19 protein-coding genes are annotated in these 22,244 nt (G+C 31.4%); 15 read left to right on the forward strand and 4 right to left on the reverse strand.

Annotation, left to right across the window (positions count from 1 at the left end):
• Positions 1 to 118 precede the first annotated feature (118 nt).
• From LF845_RS11035 to LF845_RS11075, 9 genes are all read left to right on the forward strand, one after another.
• Entirely contained in the window at positions 119 to 835 is a 717-nt protein-coding gene (locus LF845_RS11035; RefSeq protein WP_242821076.1) for a M48 family metallopeptidase, read from the forward strand.
• Positions 836 to 1,315: 480 nt separating this feature from the next.
• Positions 1,316 to 2,536 (forward strand): hypothetical protein, encoded by a 1,221-nt coding sequence (locus LF845_RS11040; RefSeq protein ID WP_242821077.1) that lies wholly within the window; start codon positions 1,316 to 1,318, stop codon positions 2,534 to 2,536.
• A gap of 10 nt (positions 2,537 to 2,546) precedes the next feature.
• Entirely contained in the window at positions 2,547 to 4,667 is a 2,121-nt protein-coding gene (locus tag LF845_RS11045) for a hypothetical protein (RefSeq protein WP_242821078.1), read from the forward strand.
• A 158-nt stretch (positions 4,668 to 4,825) separates the two neighbouring features.
• On the forward strand, positions 4,826 to 5,005 hold the full coding sequence (locus LF845_RS11050) for a site-specific integrase (RefSeq protein ID WP_242821079.1): 180 nt from the start codon (positions 4,826 to 4,828) through the stop codon (positions 5,003 to 5,005).
• Position 5,006: 1 nt separating this feature from the next.
• Positions 5,007 to 5,822: an HD domain-containing protein gene (locus LF845_RS11055; RefSeq protein WP_242821080.1), complete on the forward strand. Its 816-nt coding sequence runs from the start codon at positions 5,007 to 5,009 to the stop codon at positions 5,820 to 5,822.
• Positions 5,823 to 6,448: 626 nt separating this feature from the next.
• Complete coding sequence (locus tag LF845_RS11060; protein WP_242821081.1) at positions 6,449 to 8,566, forward strand: Tex-like N-terminal domain-containing protein; 2,118 nt, start codon at positions 6,449 to 6,451, stop codon at positions 8,564 to 8,566.
• Positions 8,566 to 9,618 carry a glycosyltransferase family 9 protein gene (locus LF845_RS11065; protein WP_242821082.1) on the forward strand — a complete coding sequence of 351 codons (1,053 nt, stop codon included), beginning with the start codon at positions 8,566 to 8,568 and terminating at the stop codon, positions 9,616 to 9,618. Before LF845_RS11060 ends, LF845_RS11065 begins: the two co-directional genes overlap by 1 nt.
• Complete coding sequence (locus LF845_RS11070) at positions 9,599 to 10,549, forward strand: glycosyltransferase family 9 protein (RefSeq protein ID WP_242821083.1); 951 nt, start codon at positions 9,599 to 9,601, stop codon at positions 10,547 to 10,549. The genes LF845_RS11065 and LF845_RS11070 overlap by 20 nt, the downstream gene beginning before the upstream one ends.
• A complete protein-coding gene (locus tag LF845_RS11075) occupies positions 10,546 to 11,319 on the forward strand; it encodes a YdcF family protein (RefSeq protein WP_242821084.1) in 774 nt (257 codons plus the stop codon). The genes LF845_RS11070 and LF845_RS11075 overlap by 4 nt, the downstream gene beginning before the upstream one ends.
• A 38-nt stretch (positions 11,320 to 11,357) precedes the next feature.
• Here LF845_RS11075 and LF845_RS11080 read toward each other — a convergent pair whose 3' ends face one another.
• Both LF845_RS11080 and LF845_RS11085 read right to left on the reverse strand, forming a co-directional pair.
• Positions 11,358 to 14,792, reverse strand: coding sequence for a pyruvate carboxylase (locus tag LF845_RS11080; RefSeq protein ID WP_242821085.1), 3,435 nt, complete (start codon positions 14,790 to 14,792; stop codon positions 11,358 to 11,360).
• A gap of 323 nt (positions 14,793 to 15,115) precedes the next feature.
• A complete protein-coding gene (locus LF845_RS11085; RefSeq protein ID WP_242821086.1) occupies positions 15,116 to 15,994 on the reverse strand; it encodes an Mrp/NBP35 family ATP-binding protein in 879 nt (292 codons plus the stop codon).
• A gap of 95 nt (positions 15,995 to 16,089) precedes the next feature.
• Between LF845_RS11085 and LF845_RS11090 the strand changes: the two genes are divergently transcribed.
• From LF845_RS11090 to LF845_RS11105, 4 genes are all read left to right on the forward strand, one after another.
• Positions 16,090 to 16,767 (forward strand): JAB domain-containing protein, encoded by a 678-nt coding sequence (locus LF845_RS11090; protein ID WP_242821087.1) that lies wholly within the window; start codon positions 16,090 to 16,092, stop codon positions 16,765 to 16,767.
• 3 nt (positions 16,768 to 16,770) lie between these two features.
• Entirely contained in the window at positions 16,771 to 17,655 is an 885-nt protein-coding gene (locus LF845_RS11095) for a complex I NDUFA9 subunit family protein (protein WP_242821088.1), read from the forward strand.
• Positions 17,656 to 17,727: 72 nt separating this feature from the next.
• Positions 17,728 to 18,207, forward strand: a complete 480-nt coding sequence (locus LF845_RS11100) for a TlpA family protein disulfide reductase (RefSeq protein WP_242821089.1) — start codon at positions 17,728 to 17,730, stop codon at positions 18,205 to 18,207.
• Positions 18,207 to 19,205, forward strand: a complete 999-nt coding sequence (locus LF845_RS11105) for a response regulator (RefSeq protein WP_242821090.1) — start codon at positions 18,207 to 18,209, stop codon at positions 19,203 to 19,205. The genes LF845_RS11100 and LF845_RS11105 overlap by 1 nt, the downstream gene beginning before the upstream one ends.
• Here LF845_RS11105 and LF845_RS11110 read toward each other — a convergent pair.
• Together LF845_RS11110 and LF845_RS11115 are read right to left on the reverse strand one after the other, a co-directional pair.
• Positions 19,192 to 19,539 (reverse strand): ATP-binding protein, encoded by a 348-nt coding sequence (locus LF845_RS11110; RefSeq protein WP_242821091.1) that lies wholly within the window; start codon positions 19,537 to 19,539, stop codon positions 19,192 to 19,194. The two genes, LF845_RS11105 and LF845_RS11110, sit on opposite strands and share 14 nt — an antisense overlap.
• A 62-nt stretch (positions 19,540 to 19,601) precedes the next feature.
• A complete protein-coding gene (locus LF845_RS11115; RefSeq protein ID WP_242821092.1) occupies positions 19,602 to 19,934 on the reverse strand; it encodes an STAS domain-containing protein in 333 nt (110 codons plus the stop codon).
• 100 nt (positions 19,935 to 20,034) lie between these two features.
• On the opposite strand from LF845_RS11115, the gene LF845_RS11120 reads away from it, so the two are divergent.
• Positions 20,035 to 21,672, forward strand: coding sequence for a putative manganese-dependent inorganic diphosphatase (locus tag LF845_RS11120; protein ID WP_242821093.1), 1,638 nt, complete (start codon positions 20,035 to 20,037; stop codon positions 21,670 to 21,672).
• 106 nt (positions 21,673 to 21,778) lie between these two features.
• Positions 21,779 to 22,222 carry a TRAP transporter small permease subunit gene (locus tag LF845_RS11125; protein WP_242821094.1) on the forward strand — a complete coding sequence of 148 codons (444 nt, stop codon included), beginning with the start codon at positions 21,779 to 21,781 and terminating at the stop codon, positions 22,220 to 22,222.
• Positions 22,223 to 22,244 lie beyond the last annotated feature (22 nt).

Genomic DNA, 22,244 nt, shown 5'->3' on the forward strand with positions numbered 1-22,244 from the left:
TTTTACAAAACAAATGATATTTTTGTAAAAAATAATACAAAAAATTAGTTGTCTAAAATAATAACTTTTATATTAGCATTAACAAATTAAATGCAATAAAGAATTAGGGGGAATATTAATGGAACAAATCAATATAAATGGCATAAAAATTGACGTAATTCGTAAAAATATAAAAAACATAAATCTTGCTGTTTATCCACTAACAGGCAGAGTTAGAGTTTCTGTACCAACTAATCTAAATGAAGATGCAATTCGTGTATTTATCTTATCAAAACTCGCTTGGATAAAACGTAACCAAAAAAAGTTTATAGAACAAGAACGCATAGCACCAAGAGAATACAAACAAGGAGAAAGTCATTACTTCCAGGGTAAGCAATATTTGTTAAAAATTATAAAAATAGATAAAAAACCTAAAGTGGTTTTGAAAAACAAAGAATACATAGAACTACATATTAAGCCTAATACACCAATTGCAGAGCGGCATAAACTCCTTACTGAGTGGTATCGAGAACAGCTAAAAAAACAAATCCCTACTATCATTTATAAATGGGAGAAAATTTTGAATGTAAAAGTATCTGAGTTTAAAATAAGACAAATGAAAACCAGGTGGGGTTCTTGTAATATTAGAAAGAAAAGAATTTGGCTTAATCTTGAGCTAGCCAAAAAGACTGAGCGATGTTTGGAATATGTCATCGTCCATGAAATGGTACACCTTTTAGAAAGATTTCATAACAAAAGATTCTACCATTATATGGACACTTTTTTACCAAATTGGAAGCAATTAAAAAATGAATTAAATAAAGTGCCAATTAGTTGTTTAGAATATAAATATTGAAATAGTATCCAAAAAATAAGGGAGTGATTATCACTCCCTCACTGAAGGTTCCGGGCCCAATGCCCAGACTTCCTTAACCCTTCAGGCTTATAATATAGAAAATACAACAACAGAATTCAATGATAAATGAGCTTGATACGGTGTCAAAGTCAATAAAAAATAGTGAGGGCTAAGACTCTTTTACTTTGTTAACGTCAATAAAAAAAACTTAACAAAATTGCCAATGTATAAGTTAACAGTTTTGTTAATTTTTTAGTTTATTTTTTCAAAATTTTACTTGCTCTCTTTTATTCTAACTAGCTCAATTAGTTAGAACAAAAAATATGCAAAAACTACATAAATTCTCTGAAACATTTAAAGCTACCAAAGGCACTCTGCATATATAATTAATTGATATTTCTGAAAATTTAAAAAAAGTCTTGACAATTTCGGTTTATAATTCATTTTTTAGGAGTAAAAGTTTTATTACAGGAGGGAGTTATGCCACTTAAGAAAAGAAAAACTAATACTTCAAATTATGTTAAAGCGCTAGAATTAATTTTAAATTCTAAAAACACACGCAAACAAAAAGTTTCTATTGATCAAATAACCTTTTTTGATTTCTTTGGAGAAATTATTAAAGTTGGCACTGATGATTATTATTTTTATGGCAACAATATATCAAATTTAATACAACTTAAAACTGCGACATTAACTCCAGTTGTAGTTTTGGAAAATGATACATACAAAGTTCTAACTCCAATATGTTCTACATTAAATATATGTAAGTTACATTTTTCAAATAAACAAAAAAATGAAAAAGCAGGTGATTTAAAGATTAATTGTATTATTATAGAGGGGAATCTAAAAGAAATATTAGAAAACAATAATATAAATTTAGAATATCTGCTAACCTACTTGTTTATAAATGAAATACTTGAAAGTAATTTTTACAACAATAAAAACGTATCAAGTTTTTTGACTAAAAATGAAAATGTTTTAAAAGAGTTTGTTAAAACAGTAGATATTGAATTTAAAAAGTTTTTTAGACTACTCCCTTTTCATTACAATACTTATAGAAATAACAGGCTTAAAGATGAATCTGAAAGTGAGTCAAAACCAAAAATTGAATCTGAATCAATACCTAAATCAGAAACAAAACTTAATCCTGAACTGAAACCCATACATGAGCCTGTATCTAAACATGAACCCAAAAAAATATCTGGGTCATTTGATGATAAGGAAGACACAAAAATATTATGTGAAAATGAATATTCATTAGTTGATGGTAATAATACCTTTACAGTGTCGTTTAAAGATACTAATGCAACAATAAATTATAATGGAAGAGTAATAGGACCATTTAATTGTAACCAAACAGACACTTTAGGTTCTAGGTATCCATATAGATATGTAAATTTTGGTGAACTTACTGGTAAATTTTACTTAATCAATAATAAATTCAATGAGTGCAAGGTATTATTTAAAGTGCAGGGTAATTATTTTATACTTAATTTAAATTTAAATGCTGGAGAATATAAACTGTATGAAGTTGAACCTAAAAATGTTGATGAAAAGGAAAATTATTGTAACTTCATTGAGGATGGGGAAAAAATAACAGCCTGTGCTCATAACGTTTTAGTAATAAAAGTAGGTAGGCTTGGCAATAAATGTATTAATATTAAACAAAACCTTAAAAAAATTGGTTTAAATCTTTTATAGATGGTCTGAAGTGTTAGAAAATACCTACAATAAATTACATAGCAAAAGTAAAAAATTTCTTAATATCCATGGAATAAATAACAAGACGATTAAATTTATTCCACTTATAAAAGTTGGATTAGTGAAAAATTATAAATATCTTGAACATATTGATAAAGAAGAGATAGAAGAATTTATTGAAGAATCCTGTAACAGTAAAATTGATAATGTTGATTTAAGAGCTTCTGATTATCCCTTGTTATATTTTGTTAGTCAAATGCAGAATCTTAAGACTTATAATTACTTAGGTTACACATTTTCATGGAAGCTTTATGAGCTTTCTGAAGATAAAAGATATTCTACTAAAAATAAATTAAATACATATAGACGTGCTATATCATATATTTTTAAATTGATAGAAAATGAGTTATCAAAATATGAAAAAATCTTAGAAGAAAAATTTAATAAATACTCATTGAATTATAATGATTTATCTTTCTTATTATCAAAAATTAATAAGAATAACTCCAAAACCACCAACGGTAAATCAAACTTAGATAATTTCAAGACTTTTATCCATGAAAAGTTTAAGGTTTCTAAAGAATCAGATAAAACTGTTTATACCAAAATTCAATATGATACTAAATTTAAAGATGGTAAAAAGACGGTTGAGAACGTTTACCTCACTGATAATGATGATGAAAATTATGTTGAGCTAATTAATGCTAGTAGTGATTTAAATTTGAAAATAACTACTCAGAAGGACAAAGCTGTAAATAAAAATAGAGTCTATTTTCCAAGCAGAAATGAAACAATTTCTTTAAATGAATTGTTATTTTTACATAAGCTTCCTAAGAATATTTTAAAAAATAATAAGGAGAAGTATAAAACTCATATCTTTCCAATTGTATGCCTTATTATGAGTTGCCATACAGGCATATCATATCAAGTTTGGTATGAGATAATACGCGGAGGAGAAAGTTGTATTAAAATATCTAAAGATTTTGCCAAATATTCATATAAGTCACTTAATGAACAAAATATTGAAATTATATTGCCTCATTATTTACAAAGAATTCTAGAATATTTAAATAAAAATAAAAGTAGCCTTATTGATGGCGCAATTTTATTAAATACATTTTTTGACAATGTTAGAGATAATAAGTATGGTAGCTTAATTCCTGAGGTAAATAGAGTTGATGTTATTAATGGTACAAAAGTAGATAACTTTTTTAAGTATTACTATGTTGGTTCATTAAATCTAAATCCGATTTACGCAAACTATATTTCTTGTTCTTTAACAAATTATTCTGATTCCCCAATGCATTATACTAACTTAGATTTAAAGAAAGTTAATGATGAATATTTAGATAAATATCATTCTATGATGAAAAAAATAGGGTTAGAACAAAATGATAAAGTAGAAGTATCTATTGAGAGTACTAAGATTGGTTCTAAAAAGGTAGTTGAGCTTGGCAAAATTGAGATTATTTTTAAGGGCCTAAGTAATGCTTATGAAAAAAATAGAACTGATGATATTTTTTCATTTAATTTAAGAAATTTTTATGTCCTTTTATTAGTGCAACTAGTCACGGGGCTGCGTCATCGAAATAAATATGACAAAAAAACTATCTATATTTTAAAACTAAATGAATCATCTTATGCTGTAAACATATGTGACAAAAAACAAAATAAACAGCTGGTTTACAGAACGATTCCTTTGATTCCTGAAATTTCAAATATAATTTTAACAAATGAGAATTTGAATAATAGTTTTATAGATAGTATAGGATTAAAAGGCATAAAAAATAAAGCAGATACAAATTTTGTTATGTTTATAAAAGAAAATAACAAGATAATTGAAAATATGAAATATACTAAAAAGTTATTTAAAGATTTTTTGTATGTAGCATTGGGTAGTGAAGATGAAATTAAAAATATAGAAACAAACTTCATGAGGCACTTTCTTAGAACTTATCTTTTTGAAAAACTTGATTTTAATATTATTAATGAGATAGCTGGACATAGTAACATCATAAATTCTAATGAATATGAATCAGTGTTAAGTTTGGAGCAATTTAAAGATGCTATTTTTGAATACCAAGAAAAAATGTTAATGGAATGTGCAATTGTCTACAATTTCGATTTCTGAGATAATTAAAATCTCATTTAATGTTTATTCTAAAATTATAGAAAATACAGGGAAACAGTTTGTAAATGCTAATACTGATAAAAAACATATTCCCGGGGCTTTAGAATTTATTCAAAAGAATGTTCTTAACAAATTTATAAACCTTTTGAAAAGTAAATATGATACACACCTTTGCGTCATTAGCAATCAGAAATGGCGAGGACATAAATTGGGTCTCAAGAACTCTTGGTCACGCAAATATCAAAACAACTCTTACTGTTTATAATAGGTTCATGCCTAACAAAGATAAAGATGGTAAACAGATTAATAGCTTTTTTCAGAAAATAGTAGAGGACTAATATGCCATTAAATACTTTACCATGTACAAATCCCTTTGTTCAGAACGAGGAATTTATTATATTAGAAAAAGAGATTATAAAATCTAATAATGGTAATGATTTTTTAAAACTAAAATTAAGTAACAGCCTTGAAATTAAAAACGGGTACTGTTTCAGTGATATAGATATATACTACTCAGTTGTTAAGAAAGGTGATAAAGTTGCCATATGGGGTAAGTACAATAAAAAGAATTCTAAATATTTTTTGAATATTAATAAATTAAAAGTCGTAGGGGAAAGTAGAAACGATACTTGGTCAAGATTTGAAACAATTATAAAAGAAATCAAAAATGAATATTGTAGAGAGATTATAGATAAATTTTTAATAGATGAAATCTTTGTTAAAAAATTCAAGTCTGCACCAGCAAGCCTGTATAACCATCATTGCTACAGAGGTGGATTACTACTTCATACAACAAATAGTATGGAAATGGGAATCAATTTGATAAAAGGATCAGAATACGAAGGAAAAATAAACAAAGATATATTAATAACAGGTTTGTTTTTACATGATATTGGGAAAATTTATATGTATAAAGATAATTCAATAACCGACTATGGCAAGTATATTGGTCATATTACATTGGGATTCTTAATGTTTACAAAAAAAATAGAAAATATGAAAATACCTTTCAAATTAAAAGCCATGCTGGCAAATATAATTTTGAGCCATCATTACACTAAAAGCAATAGCTCAGAAACTAGGCCAGAAACAATAGAAGCAAGACTAGTCAATAAAATAGAGTCAATAAATGCAGAACTAGATTTTATCCCTTAGGCATATCCACAAGTATAAAAGTTTCAAACCTCTATAAAAAATAATTTTATAATTTACCTACCTTTTATAAAAAAATAAAAATTGAAAAAATAATAAAAATATAGTACAAGCATCCACTGATAAAAAATGTGAGAGTAAACTTTGAAAAAAATCTTTTAATCAAAGTTAGTCATTTAGTACAATTTTGTGACTATAAATTTGTTTTAAATGTACGTTTTTGGAACAATTTTTTGTCTCTAAGAAGTGTATGTTTGGCTCCCCTGAGGGGGACTGAACCTGTAGAAACAAGTAGAATAAATTATAACACCTATGGTGTATGTTATTGATAATATAGGAAACGTTTTGGACAATCGGATACAGAGTTGGACTTTACATGTCCCTCTCTCTCCGTATTTTAAGCTCAAAATGTTCATTTTTATTATTGCCACTTTTTAGATATGGACTCCCCCTAAAGTAGGTTTTTTTATATATTTTTTCTTTTTTTTTGAGGCCTTTGGGCCTCATTATTCAAATATCAATATATTTAAAATAAAAATATCTCAATTGAATAATTAAAAATATTAAAGAAATCTTGATAAGTTTGAATTTTATAGTTAAAAGTAATGCTCTTTAAACTGGAGGTATCGATGGTTGAAATATTAGCGAAAGAATTTAATAAGCAATCAAAACATGTGGAAAATCTATTAAAGCTTCATCTTGACGGAAATACAGTCCCTTTTATTGCAAGGTATAGGAAAGAATTGACGGGAAGTATGGATGAAAATGAGATAAGGGATATTTTGGAAAGGTATGAATATTTAGAAAATCTTAAAAAACGTAAAGAAGAGGTTATTAGGTTAATTGATGAAAAAGGCAAACTTACTGATGAGCTGAGAGTAAATATTTTAGAAGCTGAAACTCTCAAAGAGGTTGAAGATTATTATGCTCCTTATAAATCTAAAAGAAAAACAAAAGCTGATATTGCAAAAGAGTTTGGCCTTGCCCCTTTGTCAGACTTTATTAAAGTTACTGCTGAAGAATCAAAAATATTTGAGGAAGCAAAAAAGTTTGTAACTGAGGGTGTGGTCAGCCCTGAAATTGCTATTGAGATGGCACAAGATATAATTATCGAAGAGATAGGTCATCATATTGATATAAAAAACAGAATTAGAGAGATATTCAAAGATGAGGGGGTCATCGTTTCAGCAAAGTCTAAAGATGTGACAGGACGAACAGTATATGAAGACTACTATGAATATGAAGAAAAAGTTAAAAATATCCCTTCCCATAGAATTTTAGCAATTTTCAGAGGGGAAAGACAAAAAATATTAAGGGTTAAGATAAATATTGATGAAGGGAAAGGTATAAACTCAATAAAAAATATTTTACACAAAGATATTGTTTTTAATGTCTATATAGAGGCTTCAATACAAAAGGCACTGAAAAGAATGCTTTTACCATCCATAGAGCTTGAAGTTAGAAGTGAATTGAAGGAATTTGCAGAAGAGAAGGCTATTAAAGTATTTGAAGAAAACTTGAAAAACATTCTTCTAACCCCACCGGTTAAAAATAAAAGGATTTTAGGGGTTGATCCCGCTTTTAGGACAGGGTGTAAATATGCAGCAATAGACGAAACAGGGAAATTGTTAAATTATGGGGTAATATATCCCGTAGAGCCTCAGAAAGATATTGATGGAAGTGAGAAAACACTTACCGAAATAATTAGAAAATATAACATTAATGCCATTGCTATCGGAAATGGTACTGCCAGCAGAGAGGTTGAAGAATTTGTGGCAAATATGATTGAAAAACACAGTCTTGGCGTGGAATACACTATTGTAAGTGAAGCAGGGGCAAGTGTGTATTCTGCAAGTAAAATTGCCAATGAAGAATTTCCGGAGTTGGACTTAACAATCAGAGGGGCAATATCAATCGCAAGAAGAGTGCTTGATCCACTTTCCGAATTGGTCAAAATAGAACCAAAATCTATTGGTGTCGGGATGTATCAGCATGATGTAAACCAGAATAGATTAAACGAAAAATTAGTAAATGTAATAGAAGATGTTGTAAATAAAGTTGGTGTTGATTTAAATACAGCAGGTTATTCCATTTTGAGCTATATCTCAGGCCTTAATTTATCTCTGGCAAAAAAGATTGTTAAGTTTAGGGATGAAAAAGGTAAATTTAAAAATCGAAAAGAGTTGCTAAATGTTGCAGGTATTGGTGAAAATATTTATAGGCAATGTGCGGGATTTCTTAAAATATATGATGGAGATGAGTTGCTGGATAAAATGTTTATACATCCGGAAAGTTATGATGCTACTTATAAGCTTTTTGATTACTTATCGTTGAAGCCTGAAAATCATAAGATGGTTAAGCTTGCCTTAAAGGGTAAAAATATTGCAGAAATCGCACAAAGAATAAATATTGGGCTTGAAACTTTGTCAGATATAATAGAAAATTTGGAGAAGCCTGAAATAGATATAAGGTGTAATGTCGCTCCTGTTATATTTAAGAAGGGTGTAGTTGATATAAATGATTTAGATGAAGGGATGATTTTACAAGGCAAAGTTAGTAATGTAGTAGATTTTGGGGCATTTATAGATTTGGGGCTTAAAAATGACGGGCTTGTTCATATATCAGAAATGGCTGATAGGTTTATCAAACACCCGAGTGAAGTAGTCGAGTTAGGTGACATAGTAAATGTTAAGATAATTAAAATTGATAAAGAAAGGGGTAGGGTAAGTTTATCACTTAAATTATGATGAAAATACTGGTTTTTAATCCATCTTTTATTGGGGATAGTATATTAACAACCCCTCTTTTAAAATATTTGAAGCATAAAATACCGGAGAGCAAAGTTTATTTTTGTGTTAGACCTGAAAGTGCACCATTGTTCAGAAATTTAGACTTTATTGATGAAGTTGTCGTTTATGATAAAAGAAAAGAAGATAAAGGGTTAATAGGTATTGTAAAATTTGCTAAAAAAATGAACGATATTGGCTTTGATATTGTAATTTCTATTCATAAGTCATTTAGAAGCAGTTTGCTTATTAAGATGCTTAAGGCAAATATTAAAGTTGGATTTAACGAAGCGTCGTTGCCATTTGTTTATACTCATAAGGTACATAGGGATATGAGTTTGCATGAGGTGGAAAGGAATTTAATGCTGGGAAGTAAGCTGATAGATGACTTTAATCTTGAAGAAGTAAAATCTATTGCAGGCAAACCTGAAATCTCAAGTGATGATACTTTTTTTTGTAAATTACGTAAATATTTGAATATAGTAGCTAATGGAAAAAAGATAGTGGTGCTTGCTCCCACAAGTAATTGGAAGACAAAGATGTGGCCGGCAGAAAAGTATGCTTTTCTTGTCAATAAGCTTTATGAGAAAGGGGTCTATTCCCTTGTATTGGCGGCAAAAAGTGAAGAAGATGATTTCCTTAGATTTAAAAAAAATGTGAAAGTTCCATTTTTTAATTTTGCTTTAAAAACTTCAATTGCTGAGTTATCGTCTGCTATCAAGTCTTCAGACCTATTGGTTTGTAATGACAGTGCCCCCCTTCATATGGGGGTGGCGCATAAAAGAAAAATTTTATGTTTTTTTGGCCCAACAGTCCCTGCGTTTGGATTTTATCCATATACGGATGATGCTGAAATTATCGAAGTAAAAAATTTGTATTGCAGGCCTTGCCATATTCATGGGAAAAACCGTTGTCCTGAAAAGCATTTCAAATGTATGAATGATATTGATGAAAATGTTGTATTGGGAAAAATACTTGCTAAATTGGGGATAAATGAAACTACTAATTGTTAGATACAGTGCTTTTGGTGACGTAATTTTGACCACCGGAGTAATCAATTTTATAAAAAGTACCGGGCTTTTCAAGCAGATAGACATTTTGACAGATAAGGGTTTCAGCTTCATTTTTGAAAATGATGTCAATGTTAATAAAGTCCTACAATATGATAAAAGTCTAACCTTTTGGCAATATCTCGGTTTCTTACAAAATGAGGTAAATGATTACGATTATATCCTTGATTTACAAGGAAAATTTAGGACATTACTATTAAGATTTTTTAGTAATTCAAATAGCATAGGATATGATAAAAAGACATGGCAAAGAAGGTTGTTTACCAAGTTTAGAATACTTGAGAAAAGTCTTGAAGAGCATGTAACTGAAAGATATATCAAAAAATTTATTAAAACATTTTCATTAGAAGAACCTGATATTGAGGCATTACGTCCTGTTATTAATATCAAAGATGTAAAAGAGGATAATAGTATTGTAGTGCACCCTTTTGCCAGTAAAAATACGAAGATTTGGCCATATTTTGATAAACTGGTTGAAAAGCTTGTTATTGCTGGTTTTAGTGTAAAGGTAATAGGGCAAGGTGTTAGGGATGTTTTTAATAAGAAAGGTGTTATCAATCTTGTCAATAAAACAGACCTTAAGGAAATGCTTGAGGAGATAAAAAAATCAAAATTTTTGATAACAACTGATTCAGGCCCTTTACATGCTGGTGTAGCACTTGGGGTAAAGACTTTGGGAATATTTGGCTCAACAACGCGACATTTTGGTTTTTATCCTGAGTTTAAAAATAGTTATATTATTGAAAATAATGATGTAATTTGCAGGCCATGTCATGTTCATGGACTTAAAAGTTGTCCTAAGGATCATTTTGACTGCTTAAAAAGTATTTCTGTTGAGCAGGTTTTTGATAAAGTTATGGATATTTTAAAATGATATTTTTTGCCATAAAAAAGATATTGTCATTTTTATTGCTACCGCCTGGGCTTTTTGTAGTCTTACTTTTAGTGGTAGGGGTATATTTATTATTGAGAAAGAATAAGCCTGTAGGCGTGTTATTATTAATTTTATCAACATTAATCTATCTTTTGAGTATTGAGCCTGTAAAAGATAGGTTATTGCTCCCACTTGAAGATATGCATCCGGTTTTTACAAGTAGTGATAATATCTCTAAATCTTTGATTGTAGTGCTTGGGGGTGGCGTTTATGATAAAAGCCCGGATAATGATTTAAAAGCAAGTGTAATGCCTGACCCACTGAAAAGGTTAATTTATGCATATTTCCTTTTTAAAGATAACAATGCAGATATTTTGGTTTCAGGCGGACGAGTTTTTAAATCGAGTGAAATTCAAAGTGAAGCTGAAGCTATGCGGGATGTGCTACTGAGGTTAGGTGTTGACAGGGATAGAATAATTTTGGATACAAATAGTCTTGATACCTATGAAAATATTCTTAATACCAAGAGTATTGTTCTGAATAATGATTATGACAGAGTTATTATTGTAACATCAGCCTACCATATGCCAAGGGCGATGTTTCTTTCTCAAAAAGCAGGTTTGGATGCTATTCCTGCTCCGACTGATTTTAAGACAGACAGGACAGGGTATTCTTTTGACAGTTTTCTGCCTAAAATGGGTTATCTTTATGAATCCTATAAAGCCCTCCACGAATATTTAGGACTTCTTTTTTATAAAATAAAGTATTGAAAGAAAAAGGGGGGGTGGGGCATAAAGCCCCATGGAAGTCAAGAGAGCTTAATAAGAAGGTCTCCAGCCTCTATTTTATCTCCTTCAGAAAGGAGAATTTCTTCTACTTTTCCATCGACACTTGCTGCAATCTTAGTTTCGATTTTCATCGCTTCAGTGATTAATAAAATATCACCTTTTTTTACTTTATCGTTTAATTTAACATTTATTTTTGTTATTTTCCCCGGCATTGTTGCACATATTTGTTTTGGATCTGAAATATCCCCTTTTGTGTTTGATTTTATAATATCTGTCAATGTGTTATCTTTTATAGCTACATTTCTGGGCTGACCGTTTAACTCAAAATAAACCCTTCTTTCCCCTTTGGTATCCGGCTCGCTGATACCAAGGTATTTAATTATAAGTGTCTTACCTTCTTCAATATCTATGGAGATTTCCTCTTCCTTTCTTAGTGGATAGAAAAATGATTTTGAATCCAAAACTATCGGATTGCCAAATTCGTCTGTAAATTTTACAAAATCTTTGAATACTTGAGGATAAAGGGCAAAAGATATCAGCTCTTCATCGGAAAATTCTTTACTAAGCTCTTTTTCCAGAGTTTTTTTAGCGTTTTCGAAGTCGTATGGTTTTAGAAGCTCTCCAGGCCTGCATTTGATAGCTTTTTCATTTTTCAAAACTATTTCTTGCAAATCTGATGGGAAGCCTCCCACAGGCTGACCTAACATCCCTTTAAAAAAGCTTACCACCGAGTCAGGGAATGATAATGTTTCCCCTTTTGTGTATAAGTCGTTTACCGTCAGATCATTTCTGACCAAAAATAGTGCCAAATCACCTACAACTTTTGAGGAAGGTGTTACCTTGATTATATCTCCGAGGGCATTGTTAACCTCTTTGTACATTTTCCTTACCTCTTCCCATCTGTCTAAGAGTCCCATTGCTTCCACCTGCACAATAAGATTTGAATATTGGCCGCCGGGAATTTCATGCTCGTAAACTTCTGCGGTTGCTGACTTTAGACCACTTTCAAATGGGAAATAATATCTTCTGACCCTTTCAAAATAATCAGATATATTTTGAGCCCAATCTTTATCAATGGATGGACGTTTTTCAGTGGATTCAAGAGCGGCCATTATTGAGTTTAAGTTTGGTTGACTGGTTAGTCCACTCATAGAGCTTATTGCTGCGTCAACTATTTCGGCACCTGCCTCTATTGCCATAAGCACGGATGCTTCACCGTTTCCACTGGTATTGTGCGTATGAAAATGTACTGGTAGTCCTGTTTCATCTTTGATTGCTTTGACCAATAATTTGGCTGCATAGGGTTTGCAAAGTCCTGCCATATCTTTTATGCCGATAATATCTGTACCCATTAGGGCAAGCTCTTTTGCAAGACCTGTATAATATTTAAGGCTGTATTTATGTTTCTTAGGATCAGTTATGTCCCCGGTGTAGCATATTGCTGCTTCACATATTTTTTCATTCTTTTTTACCTCTTCAATTGCTACTTTAAGCTGGTCAAGCCAATTAAAGCAGTCAAAAATACGAAAAACATCAATCCCATTTTTAGCGGATAATTCTATAAATTTTTTAACTACATTGTCAGGGTAGTTTGTATAACCTACTGCATTTGAAGCTCTTAAAAGCATTTGGAATAGTATATTCGGAATTCTTTCTCTTAAAAGTCGAAGTCTTTCCCACGGTGATTCTTTTAGAAATCTAAATGCAACATCAAATGTAGCTCCACCCCACATTTCTAATGAAAATAAATTGTTCATGTGATAAGCGTACGCATCAGCAATTTCAATCATGTCTTTTGTCCTAACTCTTGTGGCTAAAAGAGATTGATGAGCATCACGAAATGTAGTGTCGGTAAAAAGGACTTCTTTTGAATTTCTTATATAGTCCAAAACACCTTTTACCCCTTTTCTGTTTAAAATATCTTTTGTGCCTGTAGGTATTTTTTCTCCGAATTTGATAACAGGTGTTTTTATTGGTGGCAATGTGATATCATCAGTAAGCTTTACACCGGAAGGATTGTTAACTATATTGTTAGCCAAAAATTTTAACGTCTTGGTGGCTCTATCTTTCCTCTTTTTAAATTGGTACAATGAGTTGGTTTCATCTACAAATGTTGTATCAACCTCACCTTTCAAAAATTTTTCATGGTTGATTACATTTTCTAAGAAAGGGATGTTTGTTTTTACACCTCTGATTCTAAATTCACTTAATGCTCTTGCCATTTTACGGGCTGAATTTTCAAATTGAGTTGCCCAAGTAGATACCTTTACGAGTAATGAATCGTAATGTTCGGTGATTTTTGCATTTACATAACCATTACCTGCATCAAGTCTGACGCCAAAGCCGGCAGCGATTCTATATGCTTCAATGGTGCCTGTATCAGGCATAAATTTATTTTCAGGGTCTTCTGTTGTCACCCTGCATTGAATAGCATATCCGTGCTTTAAAATAGAATCTTGGGAAGCAATTGATATTTTGTTGCCATCAAGTGTCTCACCTGCTGCAATATGTATTTGTGCCTGAACAAGATCAATACCTGTGATAAGCTCTGTCACAGTGTGCTCTACCTGTATCCTGGGATTGACTTCAAGAAAATAATGTTTCCCTGACTTGTCTACTAAAAATTCTACGGTAGCTGCACTTGAAAGGTTTGACATCTTTCCTATTTTAATTGAATCTTTATAAAGGTTTGTTAAAGTTTTTTCCGGCAGATTAAGAGAAGGGGCTATTTCTATTATTTTTTGATGTCTTCTTTGAATTGAGCAATCTCTTTCATACAGATGAACGATGTTGCCATACCTATCTGCTAACAGCTGTATCTCTATATGCTTCGGTTTATGAATATATTTTTCAAGTAAGATTTCATCTTTACCAAATGCCTTTAAAGATTCCCTTTTTGCAGATTCAAAGTTTTCAATAAGCTCTTTTTCAGAGTTGCATATCCTGATGCCTCTTCCACCACCACCTGCAACGGCTTTTAAAAGTACCGGATATCCAATGTTTGAGGCAATCTGTTTGGCCTCTTCTATATTTCTTACATTTCCAGGTGAGCCTTCGATAACAGGGACTCCACACTCTCTTGCAAGGTCTTTTGATATCTGTTTGTCACCAAAAATTTTAATTGTTTCCGGTCTTGGGCCTACAAATATTATGCCAGCCTTATCGCACGCAGAGGCAAATTCATAAGATTCAGAGAGGAAACCGTAGCCGGGATGTATCGCATCTATATTTTTTCTTTTGGCAATATCAATTATCTCATCTATATTTAAGTATGCCTGCACAGGGTCAAGCCCTTTTCCTACCAAGTATGCTTCATCTGCTTTGTAACGATGCAGTGAATAGATATCTTCATTTGAGTAAATAGCAACTGTTCTAATTCCTAATTCAGTACAGGCTCTAAAAACCCTAATTGCTATTTCTCCCCTGTTTGCACACATGAGCTTTTTTATTCTCATAACATCCCCCAAAGATTTTTACTATATTATAACTCATTATTTTTACGTTTAAAAATTAAACAAAATTAAGTTTAACTAAATACTATTATAGAAAATTATAATTGTCAAGATTCTTTGTATTTGTTGATATATAAAATCTTTGAATATAACAATTGACTATAGTTTAATATGTGTATTTTTATTTTTTATATAGTTTTGCTTTTTTAAAAAGAAGTATTGTTATGTGAGACAATAGTATAGAAAAAATCTATAATAAAGCTATTTAAAAAATAAGGCGCAAGATATTATCTTGCGCCAAGGAAGAGTATTTTAAACAAATAATACTATTTAGAAGTAAGTTGCCTGATTATGTTTTCAGATATTTGTCTGAAAGAGTTAGTAACCTCGTTATTAGGATATTCTATTACATACGGTTTACCAGAGTCTCCTTGCATTACAACCATTGGATCAAGTGGAATCTTCCCAAGAAAATTTACCTTTAATTCGTTAGCTGCTTTTTCTCCGCCCCCGGTTTTGAAAATATCTGTTCTTTCGCCACATTTTGGGCATACAAAACCGCTCATATTTTCTACTATTCCAAGTATTGGTACATTCAGTTTTTTACTAAATGTTACAGATTTACGTGAGTCAAGCAGTGCAACCTCTTGGGGTGTTGTTACAATTACGCTTCCGTCTATGTCGCCGATTACATGCGCTACACTGAGTGGTTCGTCCCCTGTTCCGGGGGGAAGATCGATAAGTAAGAAGTCAAGCTCTCCCCATTTTACATCACTTAAAAATTGCTCTATCAGACTGTGTTTTAACGGTGCTCTCCATATTACTGCATCATCATCATCCCTGATAAGAAAACCTACTGACATAATATATAAGTTTTCTATCGGCTCGTAAGGGATTATCCCTTCAGCAGTTGATAAAACTCCTTTTTCTTTGATACCAAACATTTTTGGAATATTAGGCCCGTGAATATCTGCATCGATAAGTCCAACTTTGTAACCGAGCTTACTAAGGGAAGAAGCTAAGTTTACTGATACTGTTGACTTGCCAACACCACCTTTTCCGCTCATTACCATAACTTTGTACTTAATCTTCTCAAGGGTTTGTGCAATCATTAATTTTGTGTGATTTTGTTTCTGGCTTGTGTCGCAGGAGTCTGTAGAAGAGCAACTGCTGCAGCCAGAGTTGGTATTGCATTTATCTGCCATACTGCCCTCCTTTTTTTGAAGCCTAATAATAGTACATTTTTTATTTTTTTCTATCTTTAAATTTAAAATTTTTAAAAAAATGGTATTATTTATACATGGAAAAACATTATTTAGGGCATAGAAAAAGATTGAAGGAAAGATTTTTGTCTAATCCTGACAGTTTGCAGGACTATGAAATATTGGAATTATTGTTGGGATATGTTGTAAGGGGTAAAGATACAAAACCTTATGCAAAAGAGCTTATTAAGGTTAGCGGCGGGTTAAACAATATATTTTCCTATGATATAGGGAGTATTAAGGGGCTTGGTTTTGAAACGGAAACTTTTTTTAAACTGTTAAAAGAATTTTTGTTTAGAATAGAAAGAGGTGTTGTAAAAGACAAGAAAGAAATATTGAATTCCCCTGAGTCTGTATTCGATTTTTTAAAATATAAAATTGGCTATGAAAATAAGGAAAAATTTGTAGTAATTTTGCTCAATTCAAAAGGGGAATTGTTGGAATATAAAATATTTGATACTGGTACAGTAAATCAGGCAGTTGTTTTTGTTAGGGAAGTAGCTGAATTTGCAGTTAAAGGTGGTGCTGTTTCTGCAATCGTAGCACATAATCATCCGAGTGGAGTATTAAAATTTTCTAATAGTGATTATGATTTGACTATTAAAATAAAGAGTGGGCTGGAAATCCTTGAAATTATTTTACAGGATCACATCTTGGTCTGTAAGGATACCTATCTGTCTATGAGGCAATTTGATGATAAAAGGTTATGGAGGTAAACTGTGAAAGTATTTTTGACTGGCTCTACCGGTTTTGTAGGGAAAGAAATTTTGAGGCTACTTCAAAGGGAAGGCTATATTGTGGTAGCACTGGTGAGAGATATAGATAAAGCCGAGGAGATGGAAAATGTTATTTATGTAAAAGGGGATATACTAAAACCTGAAAGCTATGAGGATTATCTGAAAGAGTGCAATGCCGTAATTCATCTGGTGGGGATAATTAGGGAAGATAGAAAAAAAAGGGTAACTTTTGACAAACTTCACTATGAGGCTACAAAGAATATTGTTGATTTGGCATATAAATACAGTATCAAGAGATTTATTCACATGTCGGCCAACGGCACTCGTGAAGATGCAGTGAGTGATTATCACAAAACAAAATTTATGGCTGAGGAGTATTTAAAGATTAAAGGGTTAAATTACACTATTTTCAGGCCTTCAGTTATTTACGGTCCGGGGGATATCTTTATTAATATGCTAAACGGTCTTATGAAAATGACACCTTTATTCAGCTATTTTGGTGATGGAGGCTATAAAATGCAGCCGGTAAGTGTTTATGAAGTTGCCGAGCTGTTTGTAAATGCTTTGAAAGAGGATGCAAGTATTGGTAAAACATACAGTGTTTGTGGTAAGGATATATATACATATAAAGAGATATTAAAGATGATAAATAGGGTTACCGGCAGAAAAGTGCTACTTTTTCCAATTCCCGAGTTTATTATCCGGATAATGGTTAAACTTTTTGGGAAGACTACGTGGTTTCCTATTACGACAGACCAGTTTATTATGCTTACCGAAGGGAATATTTGTGATGATGATGCGTGCTTTAAAGAGTTAAATGTCAAAAAAAGAGATATGTCTGAAGTTTTGAGTACTTATTTAAAGTGATATATTCTTAGTAAGCTTAGTAGACTTTTTTTATAATTTTGGTATAATCGGCAAAAAGATTAGGAGTGGTTGATGAGAAAAATTTTAATATTGGTTATCATGATGACGTTTTTTGTTTTAAGTTGTTCAAACAATAGCAGCAAAAATGTAAACCCTTCTGAAATTATTCCTCAGATGAGCATAGCAAAATATGAAGAGGTAAAAGCTCAATACAAAGGTAAAGTAGTGCTGGTAAACTTTTTTGCCTCATGGTGTCCACCCTGTAAGGCAGAAATTCCTGACTTTATAAAAGTATATAATAAGCATAAGGATAAATTTGTGATTATAGGTATTTCTATTGATGATGATGTTCAGAAAGGGGCTGAGTTTGTAGTTGATAAAGGTATTCCATATCCGACTTTTCATGCGGAAAGGGCACTTGAAGCTAAAATGAACGTTTCCAGTATACCAACAAATATATTCTATAAGCCTGACGGGACACTTTTTAACTTTTACGTAGGTGCTTTGACGGAAGATTTTCTTGAATCGGTTATTGAGAGGCTTTCAAAATAGTGGACAATTTAACCAAATCTTTGCTTATTATTGATGATGATATTGGGATAAGGGACGGCCTGTCGGTATTGATGGGCCGTTATTTTAATGTGGAAACCGCTTCTTGCGGAAAAGAAGCTTTTGAAAAATTAGAAAAAAGTCAATATGATGTTTATCTCATAGATTTATATCTTGGTGATATAAGTGGATTGGATGTTTTAAAAAAAATTAAAAGCCTAAATAAAAACTCTGTGGCAATAATTTTGACAGCCTATGGCGACGAGACCGATATAGAGCAGGCCGAGAAGTTAGGGGCTGATGAGTTTTTACATAAACCTATTACATACAACAAGTTAATGGATGTGATTAATAATATTTTCGAAAAAGGCGAAAAAACATCCAATTTTGAAAAGTACCAAAATTCTGTTTCAAAATTTATCAAAGAGGTTAGCAATGAGCTCAAGGTGCATCTGAATATTGCCGAAGGCTCAGCTAATTATTTGTATGAAAAATATGATGGTGATATTGTTGAAGTAAGTAATACCATAAAAAAAGCTGTTCACGAAATGAAAATGATTATTGAGTTTTTAAATGTACTTTCAAACTTAAAAAATAAAACATATACCGATGAAAGAAAAATCATAACAATAAAAGGGCTTATGGAAGAAGCTTCACGTAAACTATTTGACAGAGGTGTTTTTAAAAGGGTAGTGTTTGAGGATGCCTCTTTTACTTTTTTTCGGGACAGTTTATTAAATATATTTACAGTTGTACTATCAATTTTATCTCACTCAGACAGAAGTATTTTGAGGATAACAAAAAATGGGAGTGAATTGCTGATAGAATTAATAAATTTAAATTTTAATGTAAAAAACTTTTTAAATGATGAAGAAGACTTTAGTTATCCGTCTGTTGAGGTCAGATTGTTAAGAGAGCTTATAAGTTATGTTAGAGGGAAAATAAATATTAAAACAGGTGAGAAATATACTTCATTGATTCTTATAATTAATTTATCGTAGTGCTGTTAGGTTTTAAATTTTTTGTCAATGTAAATATTGTTGAGTCTTCTGTTTGAATAAATTCCATTTTATCAACTATTTTTGAGATAATAAAAAGTCCCCTTCCTGACTCATCATAAGGGTCGGGATTATTTATTAAAGGGTTTTTGTCAAGTTTGCCCCCTTTATCAATTATTTCAATATTAATCGTTAAGTTTTCAACAGTGATTTTTACTGTTATCTCCTGTTTTGCTCCATGTTTTACAGCATTTGAGAGGGCTTCAGTTACCGCAAGATTGAGGTAGAAAGCGACATCAGATTGATTTGGATAAAAATTTTTTACCGAATTTTCCAATAACTCCCCCACTTTTTGTAATATATCCAATTTACTGGGGAGAGTTAGCTCAAATATAAGTTTCATGACAAGTTTACCAACGCCTCATCCAAATTGTCATATATTTCAAATATTTTTGTGAGCCCTGTCATTTTTAAGATGGACATTACCTTATCTGATATGTTTATAAATCGTATAGTGATGTTTTTGGCTTTACCTTGCTTATAAAAATAGATAAAAGCACTGAGCCCTGAGCTGTCTATAAATTCAAGTTTTTTAAAGTCTACTATAATAGGTTTATTTTTTAAACAGCTGACGAGTTTATTCTTGTATTCTTCGGATATACTCGAATCGATTCTTATATCTGTTATTGTAAGTAAGGTACAATTTTCCTCTTCTTTTAAAATTATATTCATAATTTTCTCCTTTTTTATTTTACAAATTATATCATATATTATATGATTTATTGAAAAATTTTCTATAGAAGTTCATCAAAATATCTTATGAGGTAGAAAAATGGGTGAAATCTTTGTTGTCGGACATAAAAATCCTGATACCGATTCTATATGTTCGGCATATGCCTATGCTAATCTTAAAAACAAAGTTGACAGTAAGCATAGATATATCGCTGCAAGATGTGGCAGTTTGAATGACCAGACAAAGTTTGTATTTTCAAACATAGATGATGAGCCACCTGTTTTTATTAGAGATATTTTCCCTAAAGTAAAGGATGTAATGACAAAAGAAGTCATATTTTCTACTCCGGATGAGCCTATTTACAATGCGGTAAAAAATCTTGAGTCTCTTGGCGTTAGACTGACACCTATAGTTGATGGCCAACTTTATAAAGGTGTGGTTAGCATACTTGAAATATCAAGATTTTTTTTACCAAACAACATAGAGAATAAACCTGAGTATTTGGTTAGACCTGAAAACTTTAAAAATGTTATCCCTGGAGATTTTATACAAATAGGAGAAAGAGAAGAGTTTCTAACACATTTTCTTGTGGGCGGTATGCCTTTTGATACTTTTTTAAAAAGGTTTAAAAATTTGCATGCGGATAAGACAGTCCTTATCGTCGGGAAAAGGAGAGATTTTATTGAATATGCAATAAAAAACAATATAGCAGGGGTAGTTATTACCGGTATTAATAATGCTGAAGAGTTTGATTTTGATATAACCGACTATAAAGGATTTGTTTATGTTTCATACTTAGATACGGCTGAGACACTAAGAAGGATTGTTTTTTCTGTTCCAATCAAGTTTATCATGACTGATAAAATTCCAATAACGGAGCCAAATTTTTATATTGAAGATGCAAGAAAAATTATGATCAGTGAAAACCATCGTGGCTTGCCGGTAGTAGAAAACGGTAAACTTGTTGGGATTATTACAAGAAGTGATTTGTTGAAAGATAAAAAACATAAGATTATTTTAATGGACCATAACGAACTCTCACAATCTGTAGATGGCGTTGAAATGGCTGAAATAGTTGAGATAGTTGATCATCACAGGCTTGGAACGGTCAGGACAAAGTCACCGGTGACATTTTTTGCAAAACCTGTAGGAAGTACGTGTACATTAGTTTTTCAGCAATATAGGTTAAATAATGTTGAAATAGATGAAAAGAATTCTTTGGCGCTTTTGTCGGGAATTCTATCTGACACAGTTGTGCTAAAATCTCCTACTATGACTAATGAAGATGTAGAAGCAGTGGAGTTTTTGTCTGCAAAGCTTGGAGTCGACTATAGGGAATACGGGAAAAAAATGTTTGAGGCATCATCAAAGCTTAAGGGAAGGTCACCAGAGAGTATTGTGGCAACGGATTTTAAAATTTTTGAAGAGCAAGGGTATAGGATTGGAATAGGTCAGGTAGAAACAGTTAATCTGATAGAGTTAAATGATATTAAACAAATTTTACTGGATGAGGTTAAAAAAATTGCCTCGGTTAAAAATTTAAATTGGGCAAGTTTGTTGGTTACTGATATTATTGAGGAGAAGAGTGTGCTTTTGACAAGTGGTTTTCAGCCTTTAGAAAATCTTCTTATTTATAATAAGTTGGGAGAGAATATTTATGATTTACCTGGAGTGCTGTCAAGAAAAAAGCAGCTTTTGCCTGAAGTTTTGAGAGTTTTAGAATTGTTAAAAAATTAATTATTTTTATATATTGTTAAAATAAAGTATAATTTTCATTAAAAAATATTGACAACGTTTTAGGCAGTGTATAAGATTTTCCACAAAAATACAATGGAGGTCTGCTTTGAAGATCATTAGATGGTATGTTAATTTAGTAGATAGCCTTAATGAAAAAGTTGGCTATTTGGCTGCCTGGCTTTCAACCGCATTGGTTCTTGTTGTGTGTTATGATGTTTTTACAAGATATGCGTTGAATAGCAGTAAAGTGGCTGTTCAGGAGATGGAGTGGCATATTTTTTCAGTAATGTTTTTAATAGGTGCTGCTTACACTTTAAAAAAAGACAAACATGTAAGAGTAGATGTTTTTTATATGAAAATGCCGGAGAAAATAAGGGCTTGGATAGATTTTCTTGGTAATTTAATTTTTTTAATTCCTTATTCAATGCTTGTAATATATACTTCAATTAATTTTGTAAAGTTTTCCTGGATGTCAAGAGAAGGCTCGCCTGACCCGGGTGGTTTACCTGGAAGATATGTTTTGAAAGCTTTTGTAACGGTTGGTTTTTAAGATGCCCCCTTTTGTCAAGACT

Origin of the sequence: Deferrivibrio essentukiensis, assembly GCF_020480685.1 — a bacterium.
Taxonomy (GTDB): Bacteria; Chrysiogenota; Deferribacteres; order Deferribacterales; family Deferrivibrionaceae; genus Deferrivibrio; species Deferrivibrio essentukiensis.